This is a genomic window from Hydrogenophaga sp., assembly GCF_048549895.1.
Taxonomy (GTDB): domain Bacteria; phylum Pseudomonadota; class Gammaproteobacteria; order Burkholderiales; family Burkholderiaceae_C; genus Hydrogenophaga.
In genome coordinates, this window is sequence record NZ_JBLYYB010000105.1 from 17,306 (window position 1) to 44,079 (window position 26,774).

Here is a 26,774-nt window from a genome sequence, read left to right on the forward strand (position 1 = left end):
CAGGGGCTTTCAGATCACCACGTTGACCAGGCGGCCGGGCACGACCACCACTTTTTTCGGCGCGGCGCCCGCGGCCTGCTTGACGAAGGCCTCGTGGGCCAGCGCGGCCGCTTCGATGGCGGCCTTGTCGGCGTTGGCCGCCACCAGCACGCTGCCGCGCAGCTTGCCGTTGATCTGCAGCACGAGTTCGATCTCGTCGCGCTGCAAGGCGGCCTCGTCGGGCTGGGGCCAGGGCGCGTCGAGCAACTCGCCCGGGTAGCCCAGCCCGGTCCACAGCGTGTGCGCGATGTGCGGCGTGGCGGGGTAGATGCAGCGCAGCAGGATGCCGAAGCTCTCGGCGAGTGCGGCGTTGTCGCCAGCCGAGCCGTCGGGCTTGAAGTCTTCCAGCGCGTTGAGCATCTTCATCGCGCCCGAGACCACGGTGTTGTATTGCATGCGCTGGTAGTCGTAGTCCACCTGCTTGAGCACGGTGTGCATCTCCAGCCGCAGCGCCTTGGCGCCTTTTGAAAGCGACTGCTTCGCGACACCGGCGGCAAGCGCGCCCAGGCCGCTGGTGGCCGAGAGCTTGAGGCCGAAGGCCCACACGCGGCGCAGGAAACGGTAGCTGCCCTCCACCGCCGCGTCGTTCCACTCCAGCGTGGCCTCGGGCGGCGCGGTGAACATGGTGTACAGGCGCGCGGTGTCGGCGCCGTACTTCTCGATCAGGTCTTGCGGATCGACGCCGTTGTTCTTGGACTTGGACATGGTGCCCACGCCCTCATAGTCGATGGGCGTGCCCACAGGCAGCAGGCCGTCACCGCTCGTGGCCGGGTTCTTGAGCTTGGCGCCCACGACCTTGCCGGTCTCGTCGAGCACGTTCTCCACATCGTGTGGCCAGAAATAATCCTTGCCACCCTTCTCGGTGCGCCGGCTGTAGAGGTGGTTGAGCACCATGCCCTGCGTGAGCAGGTGGGTGAAGGGTTCGTCCACCTTCACCAGGTCCAGGTCGCGCATCACCTTGGTCCAGAAGCGCGCGTAGAGCAGGTGCAGGATCGCGTGTTCGATGCCGCCGATGTACTGGTCCATCGGCATCCAGTAGTCGGCACCTTCAGCCACCATCTTGTCGGCGTTCTTCGGGTCGCAGTAGCGCATGAAGTACCACGACGAATCCACGAAGGTGTCCATGGTGTCGGTCTCGCGGCGCGCGGGCTGGCCACACACCGGGCACACCACGCCGGCGTGAAAGCCTTCGTGTTTGTGCAGCGGGTTGCCCGAGCCGTCGGGAATGCAGTCCTGCGGCAGCACCACCGGCAGGTCTTTTTCGGGCACCGGCACCGCGCCGTGTTCGGTGCAATGAATGATCGGGATGGGTGTGCCCCAGTAACGCTGGCGGCTCACGCCCCAGTCGCGCAGACGCCAGGTGGTTTTTTTCTCGCCGAGGCCTTTGGCCGCGAGCTGGGCGGCCACGGCGTCCACCGCCGCCTTGTACGGCAGGCCGTCGAGGGCGCCGGAGTTCACACACACCGCGCGCTGCTTGTCACCGTACCAGTCCTGCCACTCGGCATCCGAAAAAACGGCCGTTCGCCCTGAGCCCACTTCCTCCGTTCGCCCTGAGCTTGTCGAAGGGCTCTCGCGGTGCGGGCTGGCGAGGGCTTCGACAGGCTCAGCCCGAACGGGGATGTCCACCACCTGCTGGATCTTCAGACCGTATTTCTTCGCGAACGCAAAGTCGCGTTCGTCGTGCGCGGGCACGCCCATCACCGCACCGTCGCCGTAGCTCATGAGCACGTAGTTGCCCACCCACACGGCCACGGCCTCGCCGGTCAGCGGGTGCGTCACGGTCAGGCCGGTGGCCATGCCCTTCTTCTCCTGCGTGGCCAGTTCGGCTTCGGTCGTGCCACCCGTCTTGCACTCTTCAATGAACGCGGCCAGCGCCGCATTGGTTGATGCGGCGTGCGAGGCCAGCGGATGCTCGGGCGCCACAGCGCAAAAGGTCACGCCCATGATGGTGTCGGCGCGCGTGGTGAACACGTACATCTTGCCGTCGCCAATCAAGGCACCGTCGCTGCCCTGGATATCGTGAGGGAAGGCGAAACGCACGCCTTCGCTCTTGCCGATCCAGTTCTCCTGCATCAGGCGCACCTTGTCGGGCCAGCCGTTGAGCGTGGCCTTGGGGTTGCCGATCTGCACGTGGTCCAGCAGCTCTTCGGCGTACGAGGTGATGTTGAGGTAGTAGCCCGGGATCTCGCGCTTTTCGACCACCGCACCGGTGCGCCAGCCCTTGCCGTCGATCACCTGTTCGTTGGCCAGCACGGTCATGTCCACCGGGTCCCAGTTCACCACCTGCGTCTTGCGGTAAGCAACGCCCTTCTCCAGCATCTTCAGGAACAGCCACTGGTTCCACTTGTAATAGCTCGGATCGCAGGTGGCCACCTCGCGCGACCAGTCGATGGCCAGGCCCATGGCCTGCATCTGCTGCTTCATGTACGCAATGTTCTCAAACGTCCACTTGGCCGGTGGCACGCCATTTTTCAGCGCTGCGTTTTCCGCCGGCAAACCAAACGCGTCCCAGCCCATGGGCATGAGCACGTTGAAGCCCTTCATGCGCAGGTGGCGCGCGAGCATGTCGTTGATGGTGTAGTTGCGCACATGGCCCATGTGCAGCTTGCCGCTGGGGTAGGGCAGCATGGAGCAGGCGTAGAACTTCTTCTTGCCCGCGTCTTCCGTCACGCGGTAGGCGTCGGTGGCGTTCCAGTGGGCGTGCGCGGCGCGCTCAACTTCCTTGTGGGCGTATTTGTCTTGCATGAACCAGGGTCCGGACCAGCCGGCGACGGTGAGGGGAGAGGCTGCGCGCGGTGGCGCGGGGAGATGCCGGATTTTAGGCCTTGGGCCGCGCGCCGGCCGGGGGCGCGGCGATTCAGCGCGGGGCTGCGGCGTCGGCCACGAAACCGATGCGCGAGAGCCCCACCGATTGCGCCATGCCGATCAGCGAGACCACGCGGCCGTACGACACGCTGGCGTCGGCGCGCAGCTGCAGTTCGGTGGCGGTGTCTCGCTGCGCAGCTTCGACAAGGCGCTGGCGCAAGGTGCCGTCGTCCACGGCCTCGCCGTTCCACTGCATGCGCCCCTGACCATCGACCGACAAGGACACGAAGGGCCCGGGCTGCGCGGGCGTGGCCGTTTTGGGCAACTCGGCCTTGGGCAACTCCAGCGCCAGCCGGTCGACCATGAAGGGCGCGGCGATGATGAAGATCACCAGCAGCACCAGCATCACGTCCACCAGCGGCGTGACGTTGATCTCGCTCATGGGTTTGTGGCCCGCCGGTTTCTCAAGCCTGCCGAAGCTCATGGCCTGTGGACCATCAGTTCACGCAGGTCGCGCGCGAAGCCTTCGAGGTCGGCTTCGATGCGCGCGATCTGTCGACCCAGCACGTTGTAGGCGAGCACCGCAGGAATCGCCACCACCAGGCCGGCGGCCGTCATCACCAGCGCCTCGCCCACCGGGCCCGACACCTGTTCGATGCGGAAACCGCCATCGAGCCCGATGCCGGTGAGCGCGCTGTAGATGCCCCAGACGGTGCCCAACAGGCCCACGAAGGGTGCGGTGGAGCCCACGGTGGCCAGCAGCACCTGGCCGTATTGCAGGCGGTGCAACACGCGGTGCAGCGCGTCGCGCAGCACGCGGGTGAGTTGTTGTGACCGGTCGCCCGCGGCGGCCAGGGTGTGGGGCGCGGTGGTGCTCAAACCCAGGGCTGCCTGCAGCAGGGGCAACACGAGTTGCTGCGCGTCAAAGGTGCCCAGGCGGCGCTGCGCGTCGTCCAGATCGGCGGCCTGCCAGAAAGCCGCGGTGCTCAGCTGCAGATCGCGCGCGGCGCGGCGCAGCAGCCAGCCCTTCCACAGAATCACCACCCAGCTGGCCACCGACATCGCCAGCAGCAAGAACGCCACCACGCGGCCGAGCGCATCGGCCTGTGCCAGCGTCTGCAGAAGACCCTGGCCGGCGCCGTCAATCATTTCAGGTTGAGCACGTCGAACATGTCGAACAAACCGCTGGTCTTGCCCGAGAGGAAACGCACCGCGCGCAGGCTGCCCTGTGCGTAGGTGGCGCGGCTGCTCGACTTGTGCGTGATCTCGATGCGTTCGCCGGTGCCGGCGAACAGCACGGTGTGGTCACCCACGATGTCGCCACCGCGAATGGTGGCAAAGCCGATGGAGGACGGATCGCGTTCGCCCGTCACACCTTCGCGCGCGTAGACCGCGCAGTCTTTCAGGTCGCGGCCCAGCGCGTCGGCAATCACCTCGCCCATCTTGAGCGCTGTGCCGCTGGGCGCGTCCACCTTGTGGCGGTGGTGCGCTTCGATGATCTCGATGTCGTAACCCGTGGCCAACGCCTTGGCCGCCATCTCCAGCAGCTTGAGCGTGACGTTCACACCCACGCTCATGTTGGGCGCCATCACGATGGCGATGGTCTTCGCGGCTTCTGCGATCTCGGTCTTTTGCGCATCGCTGAACCCGGTGGTGCCGATGACCGCATTCACGCCGTGTTTCACGCATTCGCGCAAGTGCGCCAGCGTGCCTTCGGGGCGGGTGAAGTCGATCAGCGCCTGGCTGCCGCGCAGGCCCTGTGCGAGGTCGGCGGTGATGAGCACGCCGCTGGCCTGGCCGGCAAAACCCGCCGCATCCTGGCCCAGCATGGTGCTGCCGTCGATGTCGAGTGCGCCGGTGAGCTGGCAGTCGCCGCTGCTGCGCACGGCCTCCACCAGCATCTGGCCCATGCGGCCGCTGGCACCGGCCACGCAGACGCGGTGCAGACTCAAAGCGCCGCTCATCGGGCGGTCCCCGGCGTCTCCAGGGGTGGGTAGCTCGCAGCGGGTGTGGCCGCAGGGACTGTGGGCTCAACGGGCGCGGTGGTCTTGTTGCGATCGTCGAAGGCCTTGAGCTGGGCTTCGGTGGCCTGCAGCGGCGGCACCTTGCCGAACTTGCGCCCGGCGTCGAGCGAAGCCACGAATTCGGCCTCGGTGGGCAAGGCATCGGCCTCGAAGCGCTCAAGCACGTCGGCCTTGAAAAACGCGGTCAGGCGGCGCTGCTGCGGCTCCTGACCCTGGCGGCGAAACGTGAACACATAGTCCCAGCGGTCGGCGTGAAAGACGCTGGCCAGCAGCGGCGAGCCCAGAATGTCGCGAACCTGGGCGCGGGTCATGCCCGCCTGCAAAGCCGCCGCCTGTTCGCGCGTGACCACGTTGCCCTGCAGGATGTCGATCTTGTACGGTGTGACGAGATTGGTGACGCTCGGCATGCGGCTCGTGACGCTGGAGCAAGCCGAGAGGAGCGTCAGCGCTGCGAGCACGCCAACCGAGCGCCAGGGCCTGCTCGGTCGCTGGCCAGGGGTGGGCAGAAGGACGCGATCGGAAGTGTGGTGAAGCATGGAGTCTGACCGTGGAAGGGGCGTGCGCGCAGGCATTGCCGGAGCAGATAAGCAGCGTGCGCCAGACGCTGACGATATGATCCTTTCATTGTAGTCTTGGGGCCCGGACACCCTGCAACCGCACCCGCCCGCCCGATTCAACGCGCCGCGCGCCCACCGCCATGACCAACATCGAAGAACTCAAAAGCACCGGCCTGAAGGCCACGCTGCCCAGGCTGAAGATTCTGGAGGTGTTCCAGAACGCCAAGCAGCGCCACATGACGGCCGAAGACGTGTTCCGCGTGCTGCTCGAAGAGCGCTCCGACATCGGCCTGGCCACGGTCTACCGCGTGCTGATGCAGTTTGAACAGGCTGGCCTGCTCACACGCAGCAACTTCGAGTCGGGCAAAGCGGTGTACGAACTCAACGAAGGCCAGCACCACGACCATTTGGTGTGCCTGGACTGCGGTCGTGTGGAAGAGTTCTTCGACGCCGAAATCGAAAAGCGCCAGCAGATGGTGGCCAAGACGCGCGGCTTCGTGCTGCAGGAACACGCGCTCTCGCTCTACGCCAACTGCACCAAGACCGACTGCCCGCACAAGGGCCACTCACACCGCGCCTGAAGGGCTCACTCTCCCCGGGACATGGCTGCGCGGTGGCGCGAGACGAATTCCTGGTAAGTGTCGATGCCGCGCAACTGCAGGATGGTGTTGCGCACCGCGGCTTCCACCAGCACGGCGATGTTGCGGCCCGCCACCACCTGAATCACCGCCTTGCGCACCGGCACACCGAGCACGTCCTGGTACAGCGGTTCGTGGGGCATGCGCTCGTAGTCGCGCTCCATGGTTTCGCGGCGCACCAGGTGCACGATGAGCGAGAGGCGCATCTTGCGGCGCACCGCCGTCTCGCCAAAGATCGCCTTGATGTCGAGCAGGCCGATGCCCCGCACCTCCAGCAGGTTTTGCAGCAGCTCGGGGCAGCGGCCTTCGATGCTGGTCTGGTTGATGCGGTACAGGTCCACCGCGTCGTCGGCCACCAGACCGTGACCACGCGAAATGAGTTCCAGCCCCAGCTCGCTTTTGCCCAGGCCCGACTCGCCGGTGATCATGACGCCCATGCCCAGGATGTCCATGAACACGCCGTGCATGGACGCGCGGTCGGCGAAGTGGCGCGAGAGGTAGGCGCGCAGCACGTCGATGACGAACGCCGCCGACTCGTGCGTGGAGAACATCGGGATCTGCGCGCGCTCGCACATGGCGGTGAGCGCATCGGGCGCGGTCTGGCCATCGGCCACCACCAGCACCGGCGGCTCCAGCGTGACGATGCGCGCCACGCGGCGTTTGTTGTCCTCCTCGTTCGGGCTCGTGAGGTAGGCGACTTCGCGTTCGCCGAACACCTGCACCCGGTACGGGTGGATGTAGTTGAGGTAGCCGACCAGATCGGCTCCAGACCGGGCGGCGCGGATGGCCACCTCGTCGAACCGCCTCTCGGAAGCCCCGAGCCCGGCGATCCACTGCCACTTCAGGGCATCCCGATGGTCCTCAAAGAGGACATCGGCGCTGACGACGGTGGGTTTCAAAAGAGATCAGGCTGCGGCGTGGGCCGATTGCCAGGACGTGATCTGTCTGTGCAGTGCGATGGCGTCTGCGGAGGTCTTCATCTGCTCGCGCAAACCGCTGTCGCTCAACAGTTCGGCAATCTCGGAGAGGATTTCCAGGTGCTTCTGCGTGGCTGCTTCGGGCACCAGCAAAAAGATCATCAGCTGCACCGGCTGCTCGTCGGGCGCGTCGAAACCAATCGGGTTGGCCAGCTGGAAGACGGCAGCCAACGGCTGCTTGAGGCCTTTGATGCGTCCGTGGGGGATCGCCACGCCGTGGCCCAGGCCGGTCGAGCCCAGACGTTCACGGGCAAACAGGCTGTCGGTGATGAGTGCGCGGTTGAGTCCGTGAAGGGTCTCGAAAAGCAAACCTGCTTCTTCGAAAGCGCGTTTCTTGCTGGTTGCGTCAACGCTGACAAGCACTTGCGCAGCGGGCAATATGGCGGATAGTCGGTTCATGTGAGCCCTCTTGGAGCGCAAATTATGACCAGTTGAGCGCTGTTGGCTAGACTGAGGGCACAAAAAAGCCGCTTGACTTTCCAAGCGGCCTGCTGCAGTGCAGCATCGGGTTTTCCCGCACGGGCCTTGGCCCGTGATTTCCGTCACATCAAACGCTTCACCGAGTCGTGGTGGTGGTCTTGCGTCTTGTCCTTGTAGCGCAAAACCTGCCTGTCCAACTTGTCGGCCAGTTCGTCAACGGCGGCGTACAGATCGGCGTGTGCGCTTTCAGCGAACAAGTCACGCCCCTTGACGTGGATGTTGCACTCCGCTTTCTGCCTCAGGTCTTTCTCCTTCAGGTTGTCCACTGTCAGCAGCACCTTCATGTCGACCACCTGGTCGAAGTGTCGGGATATGCGTTCAAGTTTGCTGGTGACGTAACCGCGCAGGGCGGGTGTGACCTCAAGGTGGTGACCGCTGATCGTCAGGTTCATAAAAGAGCCTCCATATGCTCCGGGTTGAGACAAGCCGCCTGGGGCAAGACCTCCCGACGGCCACGGGGATGTCTTGAGCCCACTATGCACACGAAACCCATCTGGCGCAAGCCGCCAAGGGCAACAAGGCGTGCGATTGGCCGCGAAAGCGGTGCTGCGTGTTCGATTGCGCGCTTCGTGCGCACCCGGTTTGTTGTGGCATGTCCTATGCTCACGCTCAAGCGCGGACGGACACTGGAGCCCATGTCACTCGACACGATCATCACGCACAACATGTTGGCACCGTCGTCGCACGACGTGCGGCCCGACGCCTGTGCGCTGGTATTGATGGGCGGGGGTGCCCGAACCGCCTACCAGGCCGGTGTGCTCAAGGCACTCGCAGCCATGCAACCGGCCAGCGCCCAAGGATTTCCGTTTGAATGGCTGTTCGGCACCTCGGCCGGCGCGCTCAATGCAGCTTACCTGGGCAGCATCGCGGGGCAGGGCCTGGCGGCCCTGCCGCAGCTCGCTTCGTTCTGGATGGGCTTGCGCTCGGAGCAGGTGTACCGGCTGGAGGCGCCAGGCTGGGTGCGCGCCAACCGGCTGGTGGCGGGCTGGACACTGGCTCGCCAGGTCCGGCGTCACCGGGCGCTGCTGGACACGCTGCCACTGGTGAACACGCTGCACAAGGCGATCGACCTGCCGGGTCTGGAAATGGCGCTGGAGCATGGAGCCATTCACGCGCTGGGCGTGACGGCGTCGAGCTATTCCAGCGGCGAGCACTGGACCTTCTGCCAGACGCGCACCGGCCTGGACGTGCAACCCTGGCACCGCCCGGGGCGCCGTGCGACGTTTCAGCCCATCACCATCGAACACCTGATGGCATCGAGCGCGATCCCGTTCCTGTTTCCCGCAGTGCCGCTGTGGGTGGAGGGCCGCAAGGAACATTTTGGTGACGGCTCCATGCGCCAGCTCTCGCCGCTGTCACCCGCCATCCACTTCGGAGCGCGCCGTGTGCTGGTGATCGGCGTGGGACAGCCTCAACGCTCGGGCATGGTGGCGCGCACCACGGGCGACCCCACCGCCGGCACCATCGCCGGCCACGCCATGGCCAGCGTGTTCCACGACACCTTGCAGGCCGATGTGGAGCAGGCCCAGCGCGTGAGCCAGACCTTGTCGCGTCTGCCGCCCGCATTGGCGGCGGCCCTGCCCTACCGCCCGGTCGAGGTGCTTGCCATCCAGCCCAGCTTCTCGCTTGACGAACTGGCGCGAAAACACATCGGCGAGTTGCCAGCGTCCACGCGCAACACCCTCGCTGGCCTGGGCGCTCTGGACACGGCGCGCGGTGCGGCGGGCAGTGCAGCCTCGCTGGCCAGCTACTTGTTGTTCGAACCCGGTTTCGTGCACGCGCTGATCGAACTGGGCGAGCACGACGCCTGGCGCCGAAAGGACGAACTGATGCACTTCATGGCGCCTCATGCGCCGCTTGCGCACGCAGCGGCGGTGCCATAATCCGGCGGTCGAATCCACCCCCCGGAGAGCCTCATGGACAGCACGCCACCCAGTTGCGTGCTTTCAGCCACCCCCGCCACCGTCTGATCACCGCCGCTTGCGCGGCGACCTGCATCGGGCGGCCTGCTGGCTGAAAGCACCTTCACCGCCCTCGGGCCCGCCCACGCGGCCCGCCTTTCAGACAGCAGACTTCGTCGGGAGCGCCCCATGCTCAACGTGTTCACCCTGGCCAATGGCCGCCTCTTCCAGGAAGAGATCGAGTCGCTCGAAGAGCTCGCGCAATTCAAGCCGATCTGGGTCGATCTGGAAGACCCCACCCCCGAAGAGCGCCGCTGGGTCAAGCAGCATTTCGGCCTGTCGATCCCCGAAGACGCGATGGACGAGGACATCGAGGAGTCGGCCCGTTTCTTCGAAGAAGACAACGGCGAGCTGCATGTGCGCTCCGACTTTTTGATCGACGACGAGGAAGACCCGCGCGCGGTGCGCGTGGCCTTTATCCTGAACGAGCACAACGAGACGCTCAAGAGCCAGGGTGTGCTGTTTTCCATCCACGACGAAGACGTGCCCGTGTTCCGCCTGCTGCGCATGCGCGCGCGCCGCATGCCGGGGTTGATCGAGGACGCCAAGGACGTGCTCTTGATGCTGTTCGACGCCGACGCCGAGTACTGCGCCGACACGCTGGAAGACATCTACGACGAAATCGAAACCGTGAGCAAGCAGGTGCTCAACAGCAACGCCTCGGACAACCTGCTGAGCGAGGCGCTCTCGGCCATTGCACGCCACGAGGACATGTCGGGTCGCATCCGCCGCAACGTGATGGACACGCGCCGCGCGGTCAGCTTCATGATGCGCAGCCGCCTGCTGAGCGCCGAGCAGTTCGAAGACGCGCGCCAGATCCTGCGCGACCTCGATTCGCTGGACAGCCACACCGCCTTCCTGTTCGACAAGATCAACTTCCTGATGGACGCCACGGTCGGCTTCATCAACATCAACCAGAACAAGATCATCAAGATCTTCTCGGTGGCCAGCGTCTCGCTGCTGCCCCCCACGCTGGTGGCCAGCAGCTACGGCATGAACTTCGCGTTCATGCCCGAGCTGCAGTGGCACTACGGCTATCCGCTCGCACTTGCCCTCATGGTGCTCTCTGCCGTGGTGCCGATGCTGTATTTCCGCAAGCGCGGTTGGTTGCGGTAGCCCGACTCAGGGCTGGGTCAACAGCGTGCTGATGATCGCGCTGCTGTAGCGGCTGGCCACCTCGCGCAGGAAGCGCGGAAAGTCCACATGCGCCGCGTCGTCGGCGCGGTCGGAGATGGTGCGCACCACCGCGAGTGGCACGCGGTAGTCGTGGCACACCTGCGCAAAAGCCGCGCCTTCCATTTCCACCGCGAGCGCATCGGGCAGTTCGCGGCGCAAGGCTTCGCTCTCGGCGGTGGTCGACACAAAGCGGTCGCCGCTGATCAGCAGGCCCTGGTGGCACTGGGGCGCGTGCAGGCCGAAGGCGCTGCGCACTGCCTCGGGCAGCTGCGCGGGCAAGGACCGCAACACGCTCTCGCTGGCGCGCAGCAGTTGGGCGGTCAGCGCGACGTCGGCGTCGAAGGTGGAGCGGCCATAGCCCGGCACCTCGTGGCGCGCAAAGAGCGGCGAGGCGTCCATGTCGTGCTGCAGGAACTGCCGCGCCGCCACCACGTCGCCCACGTTGACGCCGGGACGCAGACCACCGGCCACGCCGGTGAACACGATGCGCTGCACGCCGAAGCGCTCGATCAGGACGGTGGCGGTGGTGGCTGCTGCCACCTTGCCGATGCCGGAAAGCACGGCCACCACGTCGTGACCGTGCAGGTGGCCGCGCCAGAAGCTGCGGCCCCCGATGGTCTGTTGCTGCTCGTCGGGCATGAGCGCCAGCACGGCGGCCAGCTCCTCATGCAGCGCGCTGACGATGGCGGTGGGACCGCCCACTACTTTTTGTCGCGCAGTTCGCGGCGCAGGATCTTGCCCACCGGGGTCTTGGGCAACTCGGTGCGGAACTCCACCACCTTGGGCTGCTTGTAGCCGGTGAGGTTGGTCTTGCAGTAGTCGCGCACCTGGGCTTCGGTCAGGGCCTCGTCCTTCTTGACGATCACGAGCTTGACCGCTTCGCCCGACTTGTCGTCGGGCACACCGACCACGGCGCACTCCATCACGCCGGGCAGCTGCGCCACCACGTCTTCCACCTCGTTGGGGTACACGTTGAAACCGCTGACCAGCACCATGTCTTTCTTGCGGTCAACGATTTTGAAGTAACCGCGCTCGTCCATCACGCCCACGTCGCCGGTCTTGAAGTAACCGTCGGGGGTCATGACCTTGGCGGTCTCGTCGGGCCGCTGCCAGTAACCCGCCATCACCTGCGGGCCCTTGATCGCGATCTCGCCCGGCTGGCCGACGGGCACCTCGTTGCCATCGTCGTCCAGGCACTTGAGCCAGGTGTTGGGCAAGGGCAGTCCGATGGTGCCGCTGTAGGCGGTGCTGGTGGTCGGGTTGCAGGTGGCCGAGGGGCTGGTCTCGGACAGGCCGTAACCTTCGCAGATCGGGCAACCGGTCTTCTCCAGCCAGAGCTTGGCCACGGCGCTTTGCACCGCCATGCCGCCGCCCACCGAGACCTTGAGGTTGCTCCAGTTGACGGTGTTGAAGTCGGGGTGGTTGGCGAGACCATTGAACAGCGTGTTGACCGCCGGGAAGCTGTGGAAAGTGTGCTTGCTCAGCTCTTTCAACACAGCGGGCAGGTCGCGCGGGTTGGGGATCAGGATGTTCAGGGCACCGGTGCGCATGCCCAGCATCATGTTCACCGTGAACGCGAAGATGTGGTACAGCGGCAAGGCGCACACGCTGGTGGGCTGTTCGCCCTCGGGCACGCGGCTCATGGCCGGCTCGTTCCACGCGTCGGACTGCAGCAGGTTGGCGATCACGTTGCGGTGCAGGAGCACGGCGCCCTTGCTCACGCCGGTGGTGCCGCCGGTGTACTGCAGCACCGCCATGTCGTCGGGTTTGATGTCGGGGCGCTTGAGCGTGCCGCGCGTGCCTTTGGCAATGGCCTCGTTGAAACGCACGGCCTGGGGCAGACTGAAGGCGGGCACCATCTTCTTGACGTTGCGCACCACGTAGTTCACCAACGCGCCCTTGAGCAAACCCAGCTGGTCGCCCATGGCGCCGAGCACCACGTGTTTGACCGGCGTGTTGGCAATGCACTGCTGCAAGGTGCTGGCGAAGTTTTCGATGATCACAATGGCCTTCGCGCCCGAGTCCTTGAGCTGGTGCTCCAGTTCACGCGGCGTGTACAGCGGGTTCACATTCACCACCACCAGGCCCGCGCGCAGGATGCCGGCCACCGCCACCGGGTACTGCGGCACGTTGGGCATCATGATCGCCACGCGGTCGCCCTTGACCAGGCCCAAGCCCTGCAGGTAGGCCGCAAAGGCCAGCGACAGGCTGTCGGTCTGCGCAAACGTGATCTGCTTGCCCATGAAGCTGTAGGCCGGGCGGCTGGCGTACTTGCCGAAGCTCTCTTCCATGAGGTGCACCAGCGAGCTGTACTGCGCCACGTCGATGTCGGCGGGCACACCCGGTGAATACGAGCCCAGCCAGGGACGGTCGGCCGTTGATGCGGTCATGCGTGATCTCCAGAACTTGGTATTGAAAGCAACCCGCCATTGTCGGGCTGCGGACGGCGGCCAGGCCTCGTGTTTTTCCCTTACGACTTTCTGACGACTGGTCTTCAAGGCCTGTCGCACGGGCGGTCGTTGCTACAAAAACCAAGGGGGCTTGTGTCACCACCAGCCCCCTCGAAGATCCACGAATCGCGGGTCTGAACGGCTATTCGATCGCCTTGGTCATGTCTTCCACGACCTTCTTGGCGTCGCCAAACACCATCATGGTCTTGTCCATGTAGAAGAGTTCGTTGTCCAGACCCGCATAGCCCGCGGCCATGCTTCGCTTGTTCACGATCACCGTCTTGGCCTTGTAGGCTTCCAGGATCGGCATGCCGTAGATCGTGCTGCCCTTCTGCAAGGCGGCTGGGTTCACCACGTCGTTGGCGCCCAGGATGATGGCCACGTCGGCCTGGCCGAATTCACCGTTGATGTCTTCCATCTCGAACACCTGGTCGTACGGCACCTCGGCCTCAGCCAGCAACACGTTCATGTGGCCCGGCATGCGCCCGGCCACCGGGTGGATGGCGTACTTCACCGTGATGCCTTTTTCGGTGAGCTTGTGCGCCAGCTCTTTCACTGCGTGCTGCGCGCGCGCCACGGCCAGGCCGTAGCCGGGCACGATGACCACCGTCTCGGCGTTGCCGAGCACGAAGGCCGCGTCGTCCGCGCTGCCGCTCTTGACGGGTCGCGCTTCCGCCTTGGCACCGCCCGCCGTGGTCGCTTCACCGCCGAAGCCGCCCAGGATCACATTGAAGAACGAGCGGTTCATGGCCTTGCACATGATGTAGCTCAGGATCGCACCCGAGCTGCCCACCAGCGAGCCGGCAATGATCAGCATGGAGTTGTTGAGCGAGAAGCCGATGCCCGCCGCAGCCCAGCCCGAGTAGCTGTTGAGCATGGACACCACCACCGGCATGTCGGCGCCGCCGATGGGGATGATGATCAGCACGCCCAGCACGAACGAGAGCGCGATCATCAGGAAGAACGCGGGCCAGTTTTCGGTGAACGCAAAGAACACACCCAGGCCCACCGTGGCCAGGCCCAGCACGAGGTTGATCATGTGCTGGCCGGAGAACGTGACCGGCGCGCCCTGGAACAAACGGAACTTGTACTTGCCCGAGAGCTTGCCGAAGGCGATCACCGAACCGCTGAAGGTGATGGCGCCGATGGCCGCACCCAGGAAGAGTTCGATCTTGTTGCCAAACGGAATCGGCACGCCTTTGGCGACGATGCCGAACGCATAGGGCTCGGCCACCACGGCCACGGCGATGCACACCGCGGCCAGACCGATCATGCTGTGCATGAAGGCCACGAGCTCGGGCATCTTGGTCATCTCGACCCGGTTGGCCATGATGGCGCCGGCGCCACCACCGACCACCAGACCCACCAACACCCAGACCATGCCCTCGGCCTTGCCGCCGGAGAGCTCGACGATGAGCGCGGCGGTGGTCAACACGGCGATGGCCATGCCGGTCATGCCGAAGACGTTGCCGCGGATGGACGTGGTCGGATGGCTCAGGCCTTTGAGGGCCTGGATGAAACAGATGCTGGCGATCAAGTACAGCAGCGTGACGAGATTCATGCTCATTTGTGAGCTCCCTCAGCAGCCACCGGCGCCTTGCGTTCCTTCTTCTTGAACATCTCCAGCATGCGCCGCGTGACCAGGAAGCCACCGAACACATTGACCGCGGCCAGCGCCACGGCCAGCACGCCCATGGTCTTGCCCAGGTTGGTTTCGGTGAGGGCCGCGGCCAGCATGGCGCCCACGATCACGATGGCCGAAATGGCGTTGGTCACGGCCATCAGCGGCGTGTGCAGCGCGGGGGTGACGTTCCACACCACGTGGTAACCCACGTAGATGGCCAGCACGAAGATGATGAGGTTGAGAACGGTGGGGGATACGGCTTCCATGGTCTTGTCCTTGGTGTCTCGTTCAGCTCTTGCGTTTCACTTCACCGCCCTGCGCCATCAGGCAGGCCGCGACGATGTCGTCTTCCATGTCCACGTGCAGCGCGCCGTCCTTGTTGACGATGAGCTTGAGGAAATCGAGCACGTTGCGCGCGTACAGCGCCGAGGCGTCGGCGCCCACCATGGCGGCCAGGTTGGTCTCGCCCACGATGGTCACGCCGTGTTTGACCACCGTGCGGTCGGTCTCGGTGATGGGGCAGTTGCCGCCCACACCATTGGCGCCCTTGCCGGCGGCGATGTCCACGATCACGCTGCCCGGCTTCATGGACTTGACCATGTCTTCGGTGATGAGCACCGGCGCGGCACGTCCGGGAATCAGCGCGGTGGAGATCACCACGTCGGCCAGCGCCACGCGCTTGGCGACCTCGGCCTTCTGGCGCTCCAGCCAGCTCGGTGGCATGGGCCGGGCGTAACCGCCCACGCCTTCGGCCGCTTCTTTTTCTTCGGCCGTCTCGTACGGCACGTCGATGAACTTGCCGCCCAAAGACTCGACCTGCTCCTTCACGCTCGGGCGCACGTCGGAGGCTTCGATCACCGCGCCAAGGCGCTTGGCCGTGGCAATGGCCTGCAGGCCCGCCACACCCACGCCGAGGATGACCACGCGCGCGGCCTTGACCGTGCCGGCCGCCGTCATGAGCATGGGGAAAAAGCGCTGGTAGTGGTGCACCGCCAGCATCACGGCCTTGTAGCCGGCGATGTTGGCCTGCGAGGACAACACATCCATGCTCTGGGCTCGCGTCGTGCGCGGAGCGGCTTCGAGTGCAAACGCGGTGAGCCCGGCGCGCGCCATGCGCTGCAGGCCTTCGGCGTCAAACGGGTTGAGCATGCCCACCACGGTGGCGCCGGGTTTCATCATCGCCAGCTCGTTGTCGAACGGCGTGCGCACCTTGAGCACCAGATCGGCGCCCAGCGCCCCCGCAGCATCGGTGATCTCGGCACCCACCGCGGTGTAGGCGGCATCGGTCACGCTGGCGGCCAGGCCGGCCCCGGATTGAACGCGCACCGTGTGCCCCTGGGCCACGTATTTTTTGACCGTCTCGGGCGTGACGGCCACTCGTGTCTCGCCCACTGTGGTTTCAGTGGGTACGCCAATCATCATGAACGTCTCCTCGCTCGCGGGTTGGGAAGTCAGCGGCCGAGCTTAACTGAAAGTGTGGTTTGGCCCTGTCTTCTGCGGGCAAGCCCGAGGGCAGACGGGTGGGGATAATCCGCCCATGCCTGATCGATGGAAACCCAGTGTCACCGTGGCCGCTGTCATCGAGCGCAACGGCCAGTACCTGCTGATGGAAGAGCACACACCTGAAGGCCTGCGCCTGAACAACCCGGCTGGCCACCTGGACCCGGGTGAGAGCCCCGCCCAGGGCGTGGTGCGCGAGACGCTGGAAGAAACCACCCACCGCTTCACCCCCACGGCGCTGGTGGGCGTTTACCTCTCCAGGTTCCAGCGGGTGGGCTCGCCGGGCACCGGGGACGAGGACATCACCTACCTGCGGTTTGCCTTTTGCGGCGAGCTGGGGGAGGCGGTGCCAGGACTCAGCCTGGACACCGGCATTGTCAGGACGCTTTGGCTCACGCCCGATGAGGTCCGTGCCAGCGCGGCGCGCCACCGCAGCCCGCTGGTGTTGCGCTGCATGGAAGACCACCTCGCCGGCCAACGCTACCCGCTGGACTTGGTCCAGACCGATCCATCGGTTGCCAGACTCCGCTGAAACCGCCTCGTTTCTTGCGTTTGCGCCAAGAGACGCCATGGATTGCGCCCTGAGCGCTGCGTCAACGCTTTCACATCAATCAAGAATTGAACTTCAATCCAATTCGGTGACAACCGGCATTGCTGAAAATTGAAATGCCCGGCGCTGTCTTGAGTGCCAATTCAAACACGCAAAGATCCTGAAAATACTGCCTGTGCGGTATGTGTGCCGCTCCACGGCTTGCATACGATGGCGGGCTCACTACCGCACAGGCCGGATTCAGTTCTTCGACATCTGGAATCAAATGTCGAACAGCAATCGGAAATTCGCTGGCCCATTTCGCTTGGCACACCATGCAAATCCGATTTCGGTTGATCCCGTATTTCACAATGACCAGTCTGATTGCATTTGCCTGCGTGGCCAGTGCAATGGTCTATTTCCAGACGCGTGAATCGGCGTTGCTGGAATCCGCTCACAGCCAGACGTCAACCCGCTTTGCAGACCTGCAATCCGTGCTGGTGAATCAGGCGGAAACCGCCCTGCGCCGCGATGTGCTGACCGCGCATCAGGACCGCAACCTCGAACTGGCGCGGCTGCTGTCAATCGCACTGTGGGACGAAGCGCTGGCGCCGTTTCTCGCCGCCACCGGAAAGCTCGATTCCAGCCTGTGCCGGCGCCCGAGCCAGCGCAAGGGTGCCACCAACGAGGCGCCTGCATCACCGCAGGCCCGGGTGTGCCTGCGACAGCATGGGCCGCAGATTCAGGCGCTGGCGTCGTACGCCGCACTCGATGCCCGTCTGCAGCGCGCCTTGCAAGGCAGCTCAGTCGCCAAGATCCGCATCCACGATTCGCAAGGCACGACCCTGTATTCAACCGACCGGGCGCAAGTGGGCGAAGACGGCTCCGGCCTTCCCGGCTGGCAGCGTGCCGTGGGCGGGCTGCCAGCCAGCGCGCTGCAACTGCAGGAGCCGTTGGACACCGGGCAACGGTCAACCCCCCGCGATGTGATCGCCAGCCATGTGCCGTTGACCGATCCCCGGACGAACAAGACGCTGGCGGTGTTCGAGGTTCAGTCCGACGTCACGCCCGCGCTGCACCAGTTGCAGCAAACCTCGGTGGGCATCCGCCAGACAGCCGCCGACCAACAAGCGGGCCTGGAGCAACAGTCGCTGGACCAGCGCCGCCATGCGCAGCACTCGGAGCAGATGCAGCTCATGACGCTGGCGGGTCTGCTTGTGCTCCTGTACGCCGTGCTGTACAGCATCGTCCGGCGGGCGCAGGCGGTGATTGAAAAGCAGGCCCAGGAAAGCGACGCAAACAAACAGCGGCTCGCGCAGTCGGAGAAGATGACCTCGCTCGGGAACATGGTGGCCAGCGTGGCCCACCAGCTCAACACGCCGCTGGCGTTCTCGAAAAGCAATGTGTTCATGGCCATCCAGGCGCTCAACGACATGGCCCCCGGCATCCGCAGTGCGGCCCGCGTGCTGGACCGCGTGACCACCCCTGCGGGCGACATGGCGGTGTCCGGGCTTCAGGACCTCGACATCGAATCGGTGCGCTCGCAACTGGGCCGGTGCCCCGATGAACTCGGCATGACGCAGGACATGCTGGGCGACGTGTTGACCGGCCTGAACCAGATGAACGAGATGGTGGACAACCTGCGCAGCTTCACCCGCATGGACCGCTCGCGCACCGCCGAAGTCGACCTCAACACCACCCTGTCCAGCGTGATCTACATCGCCCGGGCGGTCATCTCAACCAAGGTCCAGGTGGTCCAGAAATTCTCCAGTCTGCCCCGGCTGGAGTGCCAGGTCTCGCAGCTCAACCAGGTGTTTCTGAACCTGATCATGAACGCCGCCCAGGCCATCGACGGTGCCGGCGTGGTCACGGTGTCCACCGCCACGCACGGCCACCGCATCCGCATCACGGTTGAAGACACCGGCAGCGGCATTCCCGACGACGTGCTCCCGCGCATCTTCGAGCCCTACTTCACCACCAAACCGCAGGGAACCGGCACCGGTCTGGGCCTGGCGATTGCCAGAGACATCGTGGTCGAACACGGCGGCACCCTCTCCGTCTCCACGCGGATGGGCATCGGCACCACCTTCCAGATCGAATTTCCCATTCCAACAGGTCCATCTGCATGAACACCATCAACCGGCCCCGCGTCCTCTGTGTGGACGATGAACCCAGCGTTCTGCGCTCGCTCAACTGGCTGTTGCGAAGCCGTTTCGACGTGTCTTCGACCACCGATGCCAGCGAGGGTCTCGAGCTCATCCGCAACAGCGAGTTCGACGTGGTGATCAGCGACCAGCGCATGCCGGGCATGACCGGCACCGAGTTCCTCGAACAGGTCAAGGAAACCTCGCCCAACACCATGCGCCTGCTGCTCACCGGGTACTCCGAGTACACCGACGTGCTGCGCTCGGTCAACGACAGCGAGGTGTTCCGCTTCATCAACAAACCCTGGGACAACCAGCACCTGATCGACACGGTGTCGTATGCGGCCGCCGTGGCGCGCGAGGTGCCTCTGCAGCGGCCAGCGAACCCAGCAGCAACGCCCGACGTCGACCCGGAAACGCTGCGGGGTGGCCACACCGAAGCCGTGCTGCTGGTGGACGAAGACCCCGCGATCGAACACCAGCTGCGCACCATTCTGGGCGACGGGCTGCTGATGCTGTGGGCACGCAATCACAGCGAAGCCGTGAGCCTGCTCCACCGCTACAGGGTCGCCGTGATCGTCGCCGACACCCGATGCGGCAACGGTTGCACCCTCGACCTCATCCGGGCCGTCAAGCGCAGCAGCCCGAACATCGTGGCCATGGTCTACACCACCGAGCGTGACAGCAACACCATCAGCCGGCTGATCAACGAGGGCCAGATCTTCCGGTTCATTGCCAAACCCGCCGGCCCGGGCTATGTGAGTCGCATGGTCGGCTCGGCGCTGAAAAAGCACCGCGAGCTCATGGCACAACCCTCCAGCATTGCCAGGCATGCGGTGGAGCGCCCCCGCCATCTGGCGCTCGAGGGAAGTGGACCCGCCTCTGGCTGGGACGCCACCGATGCAGCTCCGCTGGACGCCTCGGCCTTCGGCCCGCTCCCGACCACGGCAACGGACACCGGCCCTGTCTCCGGTGTCGCCTGGCTCAAGCGCCTGTTCGGCAAGTCGTGAGCCGGGTGCTGCGACCCCGGTGGGCAGGCCTGCAACCTCATGCCCGCCTTGGCATACAGTTGGCGGCAGCCCCAACCCACCGAGTCGATGCGCCCATGAATTCGCCCACGAACGCCGCCGCCCGTCCTGCACCGTCCGGCGCCCTGCCACCCGACGATGTCCTGCGCGAAGAGCTGCACAACGAGGTTCATGCGCGACCCGCCGCGCGCATCCGGCTGCCGGTGCTGATCGTGTTTGTGGCGGTGCTCAACGACGGCGTGAGCCGTGAGCAGGAGTGCGAGCACCTGCGCCGACTGCCCGGACAAGACACACTCACACCCGAACAGATGCGCGCCAACTTCCTGCGCCTGCGTTTTGAGGGTTTCACGCTCAAGTGGGAGCGCCACACCGAATTCACCCGCTACTCCATCGTGCAACCCCTGCCCGAGGGCGCTGGCCTGGGTTCGAGCGAGCCCGCACTGCTGGACGCACTCGTGACACCCTCGGGCTGGCTGCGCGACATCCCCGGGCGCACCGTGGCCGCGATCAAGATGGTGATGCTGCAAGCCGAGTTGCCCGATCAAAACGCGGACGCCCAGGCCACGCTCATGGGGCAGGCGCAGCGCTGGTTCGGGGATCGCACACTGGTCGCCTCACAGCTGGGCGGCGGCCATTCGTGGGCCTTGACGGACTTCCACCTGCGGCCCTCGGGCTTCGAGCGCATGCTGGTGATCACCCCGCAAGACACCAGCGAAACGCGGGCTGGCCGCATTTCACAGCGCCTGTTCGAAATCGAAACCTACCGCCTCATGGCCTTGCGCGGGCTGCCCGTGGTCAAGGCACTGGCGCCGGTGCTGGCGCAAGCCGAAGCCCAGCTGGCCAGCATCACGGCCCAACTGGAGAACAAGTCCACCTCCGAGCAGGAACTGCTGGACCAGCTGGTCTCGCTGGCCGCGCGGGTGGAGCGTGCCACCGCCGAGAACACCTACCGTTTCGCCGCGACACGCGCCTATGACGCGGTGGTCACGCAACGCATTGCCGAGCTGCGCGAGAGGCCGATCCCCGGAACGCAGACCATTGGCGAATTCATGCAGCGCCGGCTCTCGCCGGCCATGGCCACGGTGGCGGCCAGCGCACAGCGCCTGGCCTCGCTGTCCGAACGGGTCTCGCGCACCAGCGCGCTGCTGCGCACGCGGGTCGACATCGTGACCGAGGCACAGAACCAGCAACTGCTGGCCAAGCTCACGCGCGGGCAGGAACTGCAGCTGCAACTGCAGGCCACGGTGGAAGGCCTGTCGATTGCGGCCATCTCGTACTACGTGATCAGTCTGCTGCTCTACATCGCCAAGGGCGCCAAGGCCGCGGGCCTGCCGATCCAGCCGGAGATGGCGGCAGGTGCGATGGTGCCGCTGGTGCTGTGGGTGGTGTGGCGCACCACGCGGCGCATTCACGCGCGCCTGAACGCGCCGGTCAAGCCACCCTGAACACCGTCAGGCGCTGGCTGCGTCGGTGGTGATCACACCACCACCCAGGCAGATGTCGCCGTCGTAAATCACGGCGCTCTGGCCCGGCGTCACGGCCCATTGCGGCGCCTTGAACTGCAGGTCGAAGTGACTCTCGCCCTGCGGCTGCAACGTGCAGGGCGCATCGGCCTGGCGATAGCGCGTCTTGGCGCCCACGGCGCCGCCCGCAGGCGCATGGCTGGCCACCCAGCTCACGTCTTGTGCGCTCAATCGTGGCGTGAGCAACCACGGATGGTCGTGGCCCTGCACCACCCACAGCGTGTTGTTCGCCATGTCCTTGCGCGCCACAAACCAGGGCGCGTGGTCGTTGCCGCCCTTCTGCGCGCCCTTGGCCTTGACGCCGCCGATGCCCAGTCCCTGACGCTGACCCAACGTGTAGAAACTCAGGCCCACGTGCTGGCCCAGCACCCGGCCTTTTTCGTCCTTGATCGGACCAGGCTCCTTGGCGATGTAGCGGTTCAGGAAATCGCGGAAAGGCCGCTCGCCGATGAAACAGATGCCGGTGCTGTCTTTCTTCTTCGCGTTGGGCAAAGCAATCTCGGCCGCGATGCGGCGCACCTCGGTCTTGGGCAGCTCACCCACCGGGAACAGCGTCTTGCTCAGCTGCGCCTGGTTCAGGCGGTGCAGAAAGTAACTCTGGTCCTTCAGCGGGTCCAGGCCCTTGAGCAGCTCGAACGACCCGTTGCGCTCACGCACCCGGGCGTAGTGGCCAGTGGCGATTTTCTCGGCGCCCAGGCGCATGGCGTGGTCGAGAAAGGCCTTGAACTTGATTTCGGCGTTGCACAGGATGTCGGGGTTGGGCGTGCGCCCGGCCTGGTATTCGCGCAGGAACTCGGCGAACACACGGTCCTTGTACTCGGCGGCGAAGTTCACGTGTTCGATCTCGATGCCCAGCACGTCGGCCACGCTGGCGGCGTCCACGAAATCGATGTTGGACGAGCAGTACTCGCTGTTGTCGTCGTCTTCCCAGTTCTTCATGAAGATGCCGATGACCTCATGCCCTTGCTGCTTGAGCAGGTACGCACTCACCGCAGAGTCCACGCCACCGCTCAATCCCACCACCACACGCTGCTTGTTTGCCATGGGCGGGATTATCCCAGCGCGGCAATCCCCTCAGGCCTCGAGGTGGCAGGTCGGTGGCTGCGTTACGGCTGCTGACACTCGTCACACAGCGGTTTAAGCCCCATTTCAAGTTCGTTCGTTTCAATGCCCTCACCAGCAACCGCTGGCATCAATACACAAGGAAACGAATCATGAAATCTGTTGTTCTCTCCGCGCTTCTTCTCGCCGTGGCCGGTGCCGCTGTGGCCGGCCCGGCCTGCAACGCACCGAAGGAAAAATGGATGCCCGAAGCGGCGTTCAAGAAGGATGTGGAAGCCCAGGGCTACCAGATCAAGACCTTCAAGGTGAGCAAGGGCCAGTGCTATGAGATCTACGGCACCGACAAAGCCGGCAAGAAGGTCGAGATCTACTTTGATCCGGTGAGCGGCAAGCCCGTCGAGCACAAGTGAGCCCTGTCGCGTCCAAGCGGGTCTGGGACCCGCTGGTGCGCGTCTTCCACTGGTCGTTGGTGGCCTGCGTGCTGCTCAACCTCTTTGTGGTGGACGACGGGGAAGACCTGCACCAGTGGCTGGGCTACGCGGCCGCGGCGCTGGTGGGTGTGCGGGTGGTGTGGGGCTTTATCGGCCCGCGCCACGCGCGCTTTGCCGACTTCTTTCCGACGCCGCGGCGTGTGACCAACCACGTGCGCGCGCTGCTCGGCGGCACCAGCGAACACCACTGGGGCCACAACCCGCTGGGTGGGCTGATGGTGCTGGGCCTCATTGCCATGGTGCTCGGGCTTGGCCTCACCGGCTGGATGCAGGGCCTGGACGCTTTCTGGGGCGAGGAGTGGCTGCAGGACCTGCACGAAGGCCTGGGCGAGTGGTTGATGCCCATGGTGGGACTGCACGCGGCAGCGGCCATCGTCATGGGGCGCATCGAGCGCACGCGGCTGGTGAAAGCCATGGTCACGGGTGTGAAGGAACGGTACTGAGCGCGCGGGGCTGCGTGGCACACTCATCCCATGTCCCCGAGCGTGCATCCCAACGAGGTGGAGTTCACCGCCATCCGCGCCCAGGGCGCGGGCGGGCAGAACGTGAACAAGGTGTCCAACGCGGTGCACCTGCGGTTTGCCATCCACGCATCGTCGTTGCCCGAAGCCATCAAGGAACGCCTGCTCGCGCTCAGCGACCACCGCATCACCACCGAGGGGGTGGTCGTCATCAAGGCCCAGACCAGCCGCAGCCTGGAGCAGAACAAAGCCGAAGCCATGGAGCGCCTGCAGGCGCTCGTGGACAGCGTGGCCACCCTGCCCAAGGCCCGCAAAGCCACCAAACCCACCTTTGGCTCGAAACAGCGCCGGCTGGAAGGCAAGGCCACGCGCTCCACCGTCAAGCAGTTGCGCGGTCGCGTGCGCGGACTCGACTGAGCCGGCGCGCTCACCACCTCACTTCATCGCTTCACTGGGTGCGCGGCTGTGCTCGTTGTTGGTGTCCACCAGCAGGCGCAGCAGCTTCATGAACTCGGCGCGCTGGCGCTCGCTCAGCGGCCCGAGGATCAGGTCTTGCGCGCCCAGCATCGCGGGCACGGCCTCGCCCAGCAGTTGCACGCCGGCGTCGGTGAGCGCCAGCTGGCGGGCCCGGCGGTCTTCGGGCGCGGTCTTGCGTTCCAGCCAGCCGCGCGCCTCCAACCGGTCGACCACGCCGCCCGTCGTTGAAGCGTCGAGTGCGATGGTGCGCGCCAGCGTGCGCTGGTCGATGCCGGGGTGGTTGGCCACGGTCTGCAGCGCGGCGTATTGCACCGGGGTGATGCCGATCTCGCCCAGCTCCTGCAAGAAGATGCCCACCGAGATCTGGTGCAACCGGCGGATGTAATGACCGGGCTGGTGGTCGATGTCGACGGCGGGTGGGCTGCGTTTCATGGCGATGGGGCGCTGGGGTGTGGCCGGTGCCGGCCAGGGGTTGCAGGAATCCTAGCACCGCCCATACAATAAGTATACTGATTATCAGCATGCGGCCCATATCGAGGAGACACCCATGACAACGACACCTTCCGACCTTCCCGTGCTGGTGGCCGGCGGCGGCATTGGCGGCCTGGCCGCCGCGCTCGCGCTGGTGCGCCAGGGCTTTCGTGTGAAGGTGCTGGAGCAGGCGGCCGAGCTGGGCGAGATCGGCGCGGGCATGCAGCTCGGGCCCAACGCCTTTCACGCGTTTGATGCGCTGGGTGTGGGCGAGCAGGCGCGCAAGCGGGCCGTGTACACCGATTTCATGGTGATGCACGACGCGATCGATGAATACCAGGTCGGCAAGATCCCCACCGGCGAGGCCTTTCGCCAGCGCTTCGGCAACCCCTACGCGGTGATCCATCGCGCCGATGCGCACACGTCCTTGCTGGAAGGTGTGCAGGCCAGCGGGCAGATCGAATTCGTCACCTCGACCCGCGTGGCTCGCGTCGAACAGGATGCGAGCGGTGTGACCGTGCACGACCAGCACGGCAAGGCCCACCAGGGCCTCGCACTCATCGGCGCCGACGGTGTGAAGTCGGTCGTGCGCCAGCAGTTCGTGGGCGACGAGGCGCGCGTGACCGGCCACGTGGTCTACCGCGCGGTGGTCGACAAAGCCGACTTCCCCGAAGACCTGCGCTGGAACGCGGCCAGCATCTGGGTGGGCCCCAACTGCCACCTAGTGCACTACCCGCTGCGCGGCGGCGAGCAGTACAACGTGGTGGTGACCTTCCACAGCCGCCAGACCGAAGAATGGGGCGTGACCGAAGGCAGCCAGGCCGAAGTGCAGAGCTACTTTCAAGGCCTGTGCCCCAAGGCGCGCCAGCTGATCGACCTGCCCAAGAGCTGGAAGCGCTGGGCCACGGCGGACCGCGAGCCCATCGGCCAGTGGAGCTTCGGCCGCGTCACGCTGCTGGGCGACGCCGCCCACCCCACCACGCAGTACATGGCGCAGGGCGCGTGCATGGCGATCGAGGACGCGGTGACGCTCGGCGAGGCCTTGCGCGTGCACGGCAACCACATCGAAAAGGCCTTCGACCTCTACCAGCGCTCGCGCGTGGCGCGCACCGCGCGCATCGTGCTGAGCTCGCGCGAGATGGGCCGCATCTACCACGCCAAGGGTGTCGAACGCCTGGTGCGCAACGACCTGTGGAAGGGCCGCAGCCCCGAACGCTTCTACGATGCGATGGAGTGGCTGTACGGCTGGAATGTCCAGAACTGCCTGGCCGACCACTGAACAAGACGGAGACAACCCATGAACGACCTCGGACGACTCGAAGACCTGCCCGCCGACTACGTGGCCGAGCTGCGCGCGCTCAACCTGGTGCCGCTGTGGCCCAGCCTGCGCGGCGTGCTGCCGCCCACCATTCCCACCCGCCAGACCCAGGCCACGCACTGGCCCTACAAGACCATCAAGCCGCTGCTGCTGAAAGCCGGTGAGCTCACCCCCATCGAGAAGGCCGAGCGCCGTGTGCTGGTGCTGGCCAACCCGGGCCACACGCTGGAGAAAATGCAGGCCAGCGCCGCCATGTACCTCGGCATGCAGCTGCTGATGCCCGGCGAGTGGGCGCCCAGCCACCGCCACACGCCCAACGCGGTGCGCATGGTGGTGGAGGGCGAAGGCGCCTGGACCACGGTGGACGGCGAACGCTGCCCCATGAGCCGGGGCGACCTGATCTTGACGCCGACCGGCCTGTGGCACGAGCACGGCCACGACGGCACCGAGCCGGTGATCTGGCTCGATGTGCTGGATTTGCCGCTGGCCTACTACCTGGAGGTGAGCTACCACCTCAACGGCGCCCGACAAGAAACGAAACCGGGCCAGGGCGACCGCGCCTACGCGCGTGCCGGTGTGGTGCCCACGCCCGTGTTTGGCCGAAGCGGCAAGCGCTACCCCATGCTGCGCTACCCCTGGGCCGACGCGAAAGCCGCGCTCGTTTCGCTCGCCGCCGACCGGCCCGATGTGGACGCGGTGCAGGTGACCTACGTGAACCCCGAGACGGGTGAAGACGTGGAGAACATCCTGGGCTTTCACGCCCTCATGCTGCGCCCGGGCCAGACGCTCAAGCTGCCCGCACGCTCACCGGCCGTGGTGTTTCACGTGATCGAAGGCGCGGCGCGCGTGGCCACCGAGGCAAAAGGCTTCGACCTCGTGGAAGCCGACACCTGCTGCATCCCCGGCTACACCGCCACCACCCTCACCAACGCCTCGGCCAGCGCGCCGGCCTTCCTTTTCATCGCCGACGAATCGCCGCTGCACCGCAAGCTCGGCGTGTACGAAGTGCGCCCCGACAACCAACCTCACATGCCCTGAC

27 protein-coding genes are annotated in these 26,774 nt (G+C 65.5%); 12 read left to right on the plus strand and 15 right to left on the minus strand.

Annotation, left to right across the window (positions count from 1 at the left end):
• Positions 1-9: 9 nt before the first annotated feature.
• The 5 genes from leuS to ACN4F8_RS11200 form a co-directional block, all read right to left on the minus strand.
• On the minus strand, positions 10-2,784 hold the full coding sequence (gene leuS, locus ACN4F8_RS11180) for a leucine--tRNA ligase (RefSeq protein WP_419473668.1): 2,775 nt from the start codon (positions 2,782-2,784) through the stop codon (positions 10-12).
• A 112-nt stretch (positions 2,785-2,896) separates the two neighbouring features.
• Positions 2,897-3,286 (minus strand): ExbD/TolR family protein, encoded by a 390-nt coding sequence (locus ACN4F8_RS11185; RefSeq protein ID WP_419473669.1) that lies wholly within the window; start codon positions 3,284-3,286, stop codon positions 2,897-2,899.
• A gap of 38 nt (positions 3,287-3,324) precedes the next feature.
• Positions 3,325-3,993: a MotA/TolQ/ExbB proton channel family protein gene (locus ACN4F8_RS11190; RefSeq protein WP_419473670.1), complete on the minus strand. Its 669-nt coding sequence runs from the start codon at positions 3,991-3,993 to the stop codon at positions 3,325-3,327.
• The gene (dapB, locus tag ACN4F8_RS11195; RefSeq protein WP_419473671.1) at positions 3,990-4,808 is read right to left on the minus strand and encodes a 4-hydroxy-tetrahydrodipicolinate reductase; all 819 of its coding nucleotides are present in this window, start codon (positions 4,806-4,808) and stop codon (positions 3,990-3,992) included. The genes ACN4F8_RS11190 and dapB overlap by 4 nt, the downstream gene beginning before the upstream one ends.
• Positions 4,805-5,275: an outer membrane protein assembly factor BamE gene (locus ACN4F8_RS11200; RefSeq protein ID WP_419473672.1), complete on the minus strand. Its 471-nt coding sequence runs from the start codon at positions 5,273-5,275 to the stop codon at positions 4,805-4,807. The genes dapB and ACN4F8_RS11200 overlap by 4 nt, the downstream gene beginning before the upstream one ends.
• Positions 5,276-5,565: 290 nt before the next feature.
• Here ACN4F8_RS11200 and fur point away from each other — a divergent pair, with 290 nt between their 5' ends.
• The gene (gene fur, locus ACN4F8_RS11205) at positions 5,566-6,006 is read left to right on the plus strand and encodes a ferric iron uptake transcriptional regulator (protein WP_322273813.1); all 441 of its coding nucleotides are present in this window, start codon (positions 5,566-5,568) and stop codon (positions 6,004-6,006) included.
• A gap of 5 nt (positions 6,007-6,011) precedes the next feature.
• Here fur and hprK read toward each other — a convergent pair whose 3' ends face one another.
• The 3 genes from hprK to hpf form a co-directional block, all read right to left on the minus strand.
• Positions 6,012-6,962, minus strand: a complete 951-nt coding sequence (gene hprK / locus ACN4F8_RS11210; protein ID WP_300652320.1) for an HPr(Ser) kinase/phosphatase — start codon at positions 6,960-6,962, stop codon at positions 6,012-6,014.
• Between the two features lie 6 nt (positions 6,963-6,968).
• Positions 6,969-7,439 carry a PTS sugar transporter subunit IIA gene (locus tag ACN4F8_RS11215; RefSeq protein WP_419473673.1) on the minus strand — a complete coding sequence of 157 codons (471 nt, stop codon included), beginning with the start codon at positions 7,437-7,439 and terminating at the stop codon, positions 6,969-6,971.
• Between the two features lie 143 nt (positions 7,440-7,582).
• Positions 7,583-7,912, minus strand: coding sequence for a ribosome hibernation-promoting factor, HPF/YfiA family (gene hpf / locus ACN4F8_RS11220; protein WP_069048333.1), 330 nt, complete (start codon positions 7,910-7,912; stop codon positions 7,583-7,585).
• 243 nt (positions 7,913-8,155) lie between these two features.
• Between hpf and ACN4F8_RS11225 the strand changes: the two genes are divergently transcribed.
• Both ACN4F8_RS11225 and corA read left to right on the plus strand, forming a co-directional pair.
• A complete protein-coding gene (locus ACN4F8_RS11225) occupies positions 8,156-9,403 on the plus strand; it encodes a patatin-like phospholipase family protein (protein ID WP_419473674.1) in 1,248 nt (415 codons plus the stop codon).
• 207 nt (positions 9,404-9,610) lie between these two features.
• The gene (corA, locus tag ACN4F8_RS11230; RefSeq protein WP_419473675.1) at positions 9,611-10,597 is read left to right on the plus strand and encodes a magnesium/cobalt transporter CorA; all 987 of its coding nucleotides are present in this window, start codon (positions 9,611-9,613) and stop codon (positions 10,595-10,597) included.
• Between the two features lie 6 nt (positions 10,598-10,603).
• Here the strand turns inward: corA and ACN4F8_RS11235 are convergent, their stop codons facing one another.
• The 5 genes from ACN4F8_RS11235 to ACN4F8_RS11255 form a co-directional block, all read right to left on the minus strand.
• Complete coding sequence (locus ACN4F8_RS11235; RefSeq protein ID WP_419473676.1) at positions 10,604-11,359, minus strand: 5'-methylthioadenosine/adenosylhomocysteine nucleosidase; 756 nt, start codon at positions 11,357-11,359, stop codon at positions 10,604-10,606.
• Positions 11,359-13,047: a long-chain-fatty-acid--CoA ligase gene (locus ACN4F8_RS11240; protein ID WP_419473677.1), complete on the minus strand. Its 1,689-nt coding sequence runs from the start codon at positions 13,045-13,047 to the stop codon at positions 11,359-11,361. The genes ACN4F8_RS11235 and ACN4F8_RS11240 overlap by 1 nt, the downstream gene beginning before the upstream one ends.
• 202 nt (positions 13,048-13,249) lie before the next feature.
• A complete protein-coding gene (locus tag ACN4F8_RS11245; RefSeq protein ID WP_419473678.1) occupies positions 13,250-14,674 on the minus strand; it encodes an NAD(P)(+) transhydrogenase (Re/Si-specific) subunit beta in 1,425 nt (474 codons plus the stop codon).
• A complete protein-coding gene (locus tag ACN4F8_RS11250) occupies positions 14,671-14,997 on the minus strand; it encodes an NAD(P) transhydrogenase subunit alpha (RefSeq protein ID WP_069048190.1) in 327 nt (108 codons plus the stop codon). Before ACN4F8_RS11250 ends, ACN4F8_RS11245 begins: the two co-directional genes overlap by 4 nt.
• Positions 14,998-15,019: 22 nt before the next feature.
• Positions 15,020-16,153 (minus strand): Re/Si-specific NAD(P)(+) transhydrogenase subunit alpha, encoded by a 1,134-nt coding sequence (locus tag ACN4F8_RS11255; RefSeq protein WP_419473679.1) that lies wholly within the window; start codon positions 16,151-16,153, stop codon positions 15,020-15,022.
• A gap of 115 nt (positions 16,154-16,268) precedes the next feature.
• Here ACN4F8_RS11255 and ACN4F8_RS11260 point away from each other — a divergent pair, with 115 nt between their 5' ends.
• The 4 genes from ACN4F8_RS11260 to ACN4F8_RS11275 all read left to right on the plus strand — a co-directional run bounded on the left by ACN4F8_RS11260 (position 16,269) and on the right by ACN4F8_RS11275 (position 21,377).
• Entirely contained in the window at positions 16,269-16,763 is a 495-nt protein-coding gene (locus ACN4F8_RS11260; protein WP_419473680.1) for an NUDIX hydrolase, read from the plus strand.
• Between the two features lie 368 nt (positions 16,764-17,131).
• The gene (locus ACN4F8_RS11265; protein WP_419473681.1) at positions 17,132-18,889 is read left to right on the plus strand and encodes a sensor histidine kinase; all 1,758 of its coding nucleotides are present in this window, start codon (positions 17,132-17,134) and stop codon (positions 18,887-18,889) included.
• On the plus strand, positions 18,886-19,914 hold the full coding sequence (locus ACN4F8_RS11270; RefSeq protein ID WP_419473682.1) for a response regulator: 1,029 nt from the start codon (positions 18,886-18,888) through the stop codon (positions 19,912-19,914). The genes ACN4F8_RS11265 and ACN4F8_RS11270 overlap by 4 nt, the downstream gene beginning before the upstream one ends.
• Positions 19,915-20,009: 95 nt before the next feature.
• Complete coding sequence (locus ACN4F8_RS11275) at positions 20,010-21,377, plus strand: DUF3422 family protein (protein ID WP_419473683.1); 1,368 nt, start codon at positions 20,010-20,012, stop codon at positions 21,375-21,377.
• Positions 21,378-21,383: 6 nt separating this feature from the next.
• On the opposite strand, the gene mnmA is transcribed toward ACN4F8_RS11275, so the two are convergent.
• Positions 21,384-22,499 carry a tRNA 2-thiouridine(34) synthase MnmA gene (mnmA, locus tag ACN4F8_RS11280; protein ID WP_419473684.1) on the minus strand — a complete coding sequence of 372 codons (1,116 nt, stop codon included), beginning with the start codon at positions 22,497-22,499 and terminating at the stop codon, positions 21,384-21,386.
• A 170-nt stretch (positions 22,500-22,669) separates the two neighbouring features.
• Between mnmA and ACN4F8_RS11285 the strand changes: the two genes are divergently transcribed.
• The 3 genes from ACN4F8_RS11285 to arfB are packed head-to-tail and all read left to right on the plus strand — an operon-like array spanning position 22,670 to position 23,886.
• Entirely contained in the window at positions 22,670-22,927 is a 258-nt protein-coding gene (locus ACN4F8_RS11285) for a PepSY domain-containing protein (protein ID WP_419473685.1), read from the plus strand.
• Entirely contained in the window at positions 22,924-23,451 is a 528-nt protein-coding gene (locus ACN4F8_RS11290) for a cytochrome b/b6 domain-containing protein (protein WP_419473686.1), read from the plus strand. The genes ACN4F8_RS11285 and ACN4F8_RS11290 overlap by 4 nt, the downstream gene beginning before the upstream one ends.
• Positions 23,452-23,481: 30 nt before the next feature.
• A complete protein-coding gene (gene arfB / locus ACN4F8_RS11295) occupies positions 23,482-23,886 on the plus strand; it encodes an alternative ribosome rescue aminoacyl-tRNA hydrolase ArfB (protein WP_419473687.1) in 405 nt (134 codons plus the stop codon).
• 18 nt (positions 23,887-23,904) lie between these two features.
• On the opposite strand, the gene ACN4F8_RS11300 is transcribed toward arfB, so the two are convergent.
• Positions 23,905-24,378, minus strand: a complete 474-nt coding sequence (locus ACN4F8_RS11300) for a MarR family winged helix-turn-helix transcriptional regulator (protein WP_419473688.1) — start codon at positions 24,376-24,378, stop codon at positions 23,905-23,907.
• 115 nt (positions 24,379-24,493) lie between these two features.
• On the opposite strand from ACN4F8_RS11300, the gene ACN4F8_RS11305 reads away from it, so the two are divergent.
• Both ACN4F8_RS11305 and ACN4F8_RS11310 read left to right on the plus strand, forming a co-directional pair.
• Positions 24,494-25,696 carry a 3-hydroxybenzoate 6-monooxygenase gene (locus ACN4F8_RS11305; RefSeq protein ID WP_419473689.1) on the plus strand — a complete coding sequence of 401 codons (1,203 nt, stop codon included), beginning with the start codon at positions 24,494-24,496 and terminating at the stop codon, positions 25,694-25,696.
• Positions 25,697-25,714: 18 nt separating this feature from the next.
• Complete coding sequence (locus ACN4F8_RS11310) at positions 25,715-26,773, plus strand: cupin domain-containing protein (RefSeq protein ID WP_419473690.1); 1,059 nt, start codon at positions 25,715-25,717, stop codon at positions 26,771-26,773.
• Position 26,774 lies beyond the last annotated feature (1 nt).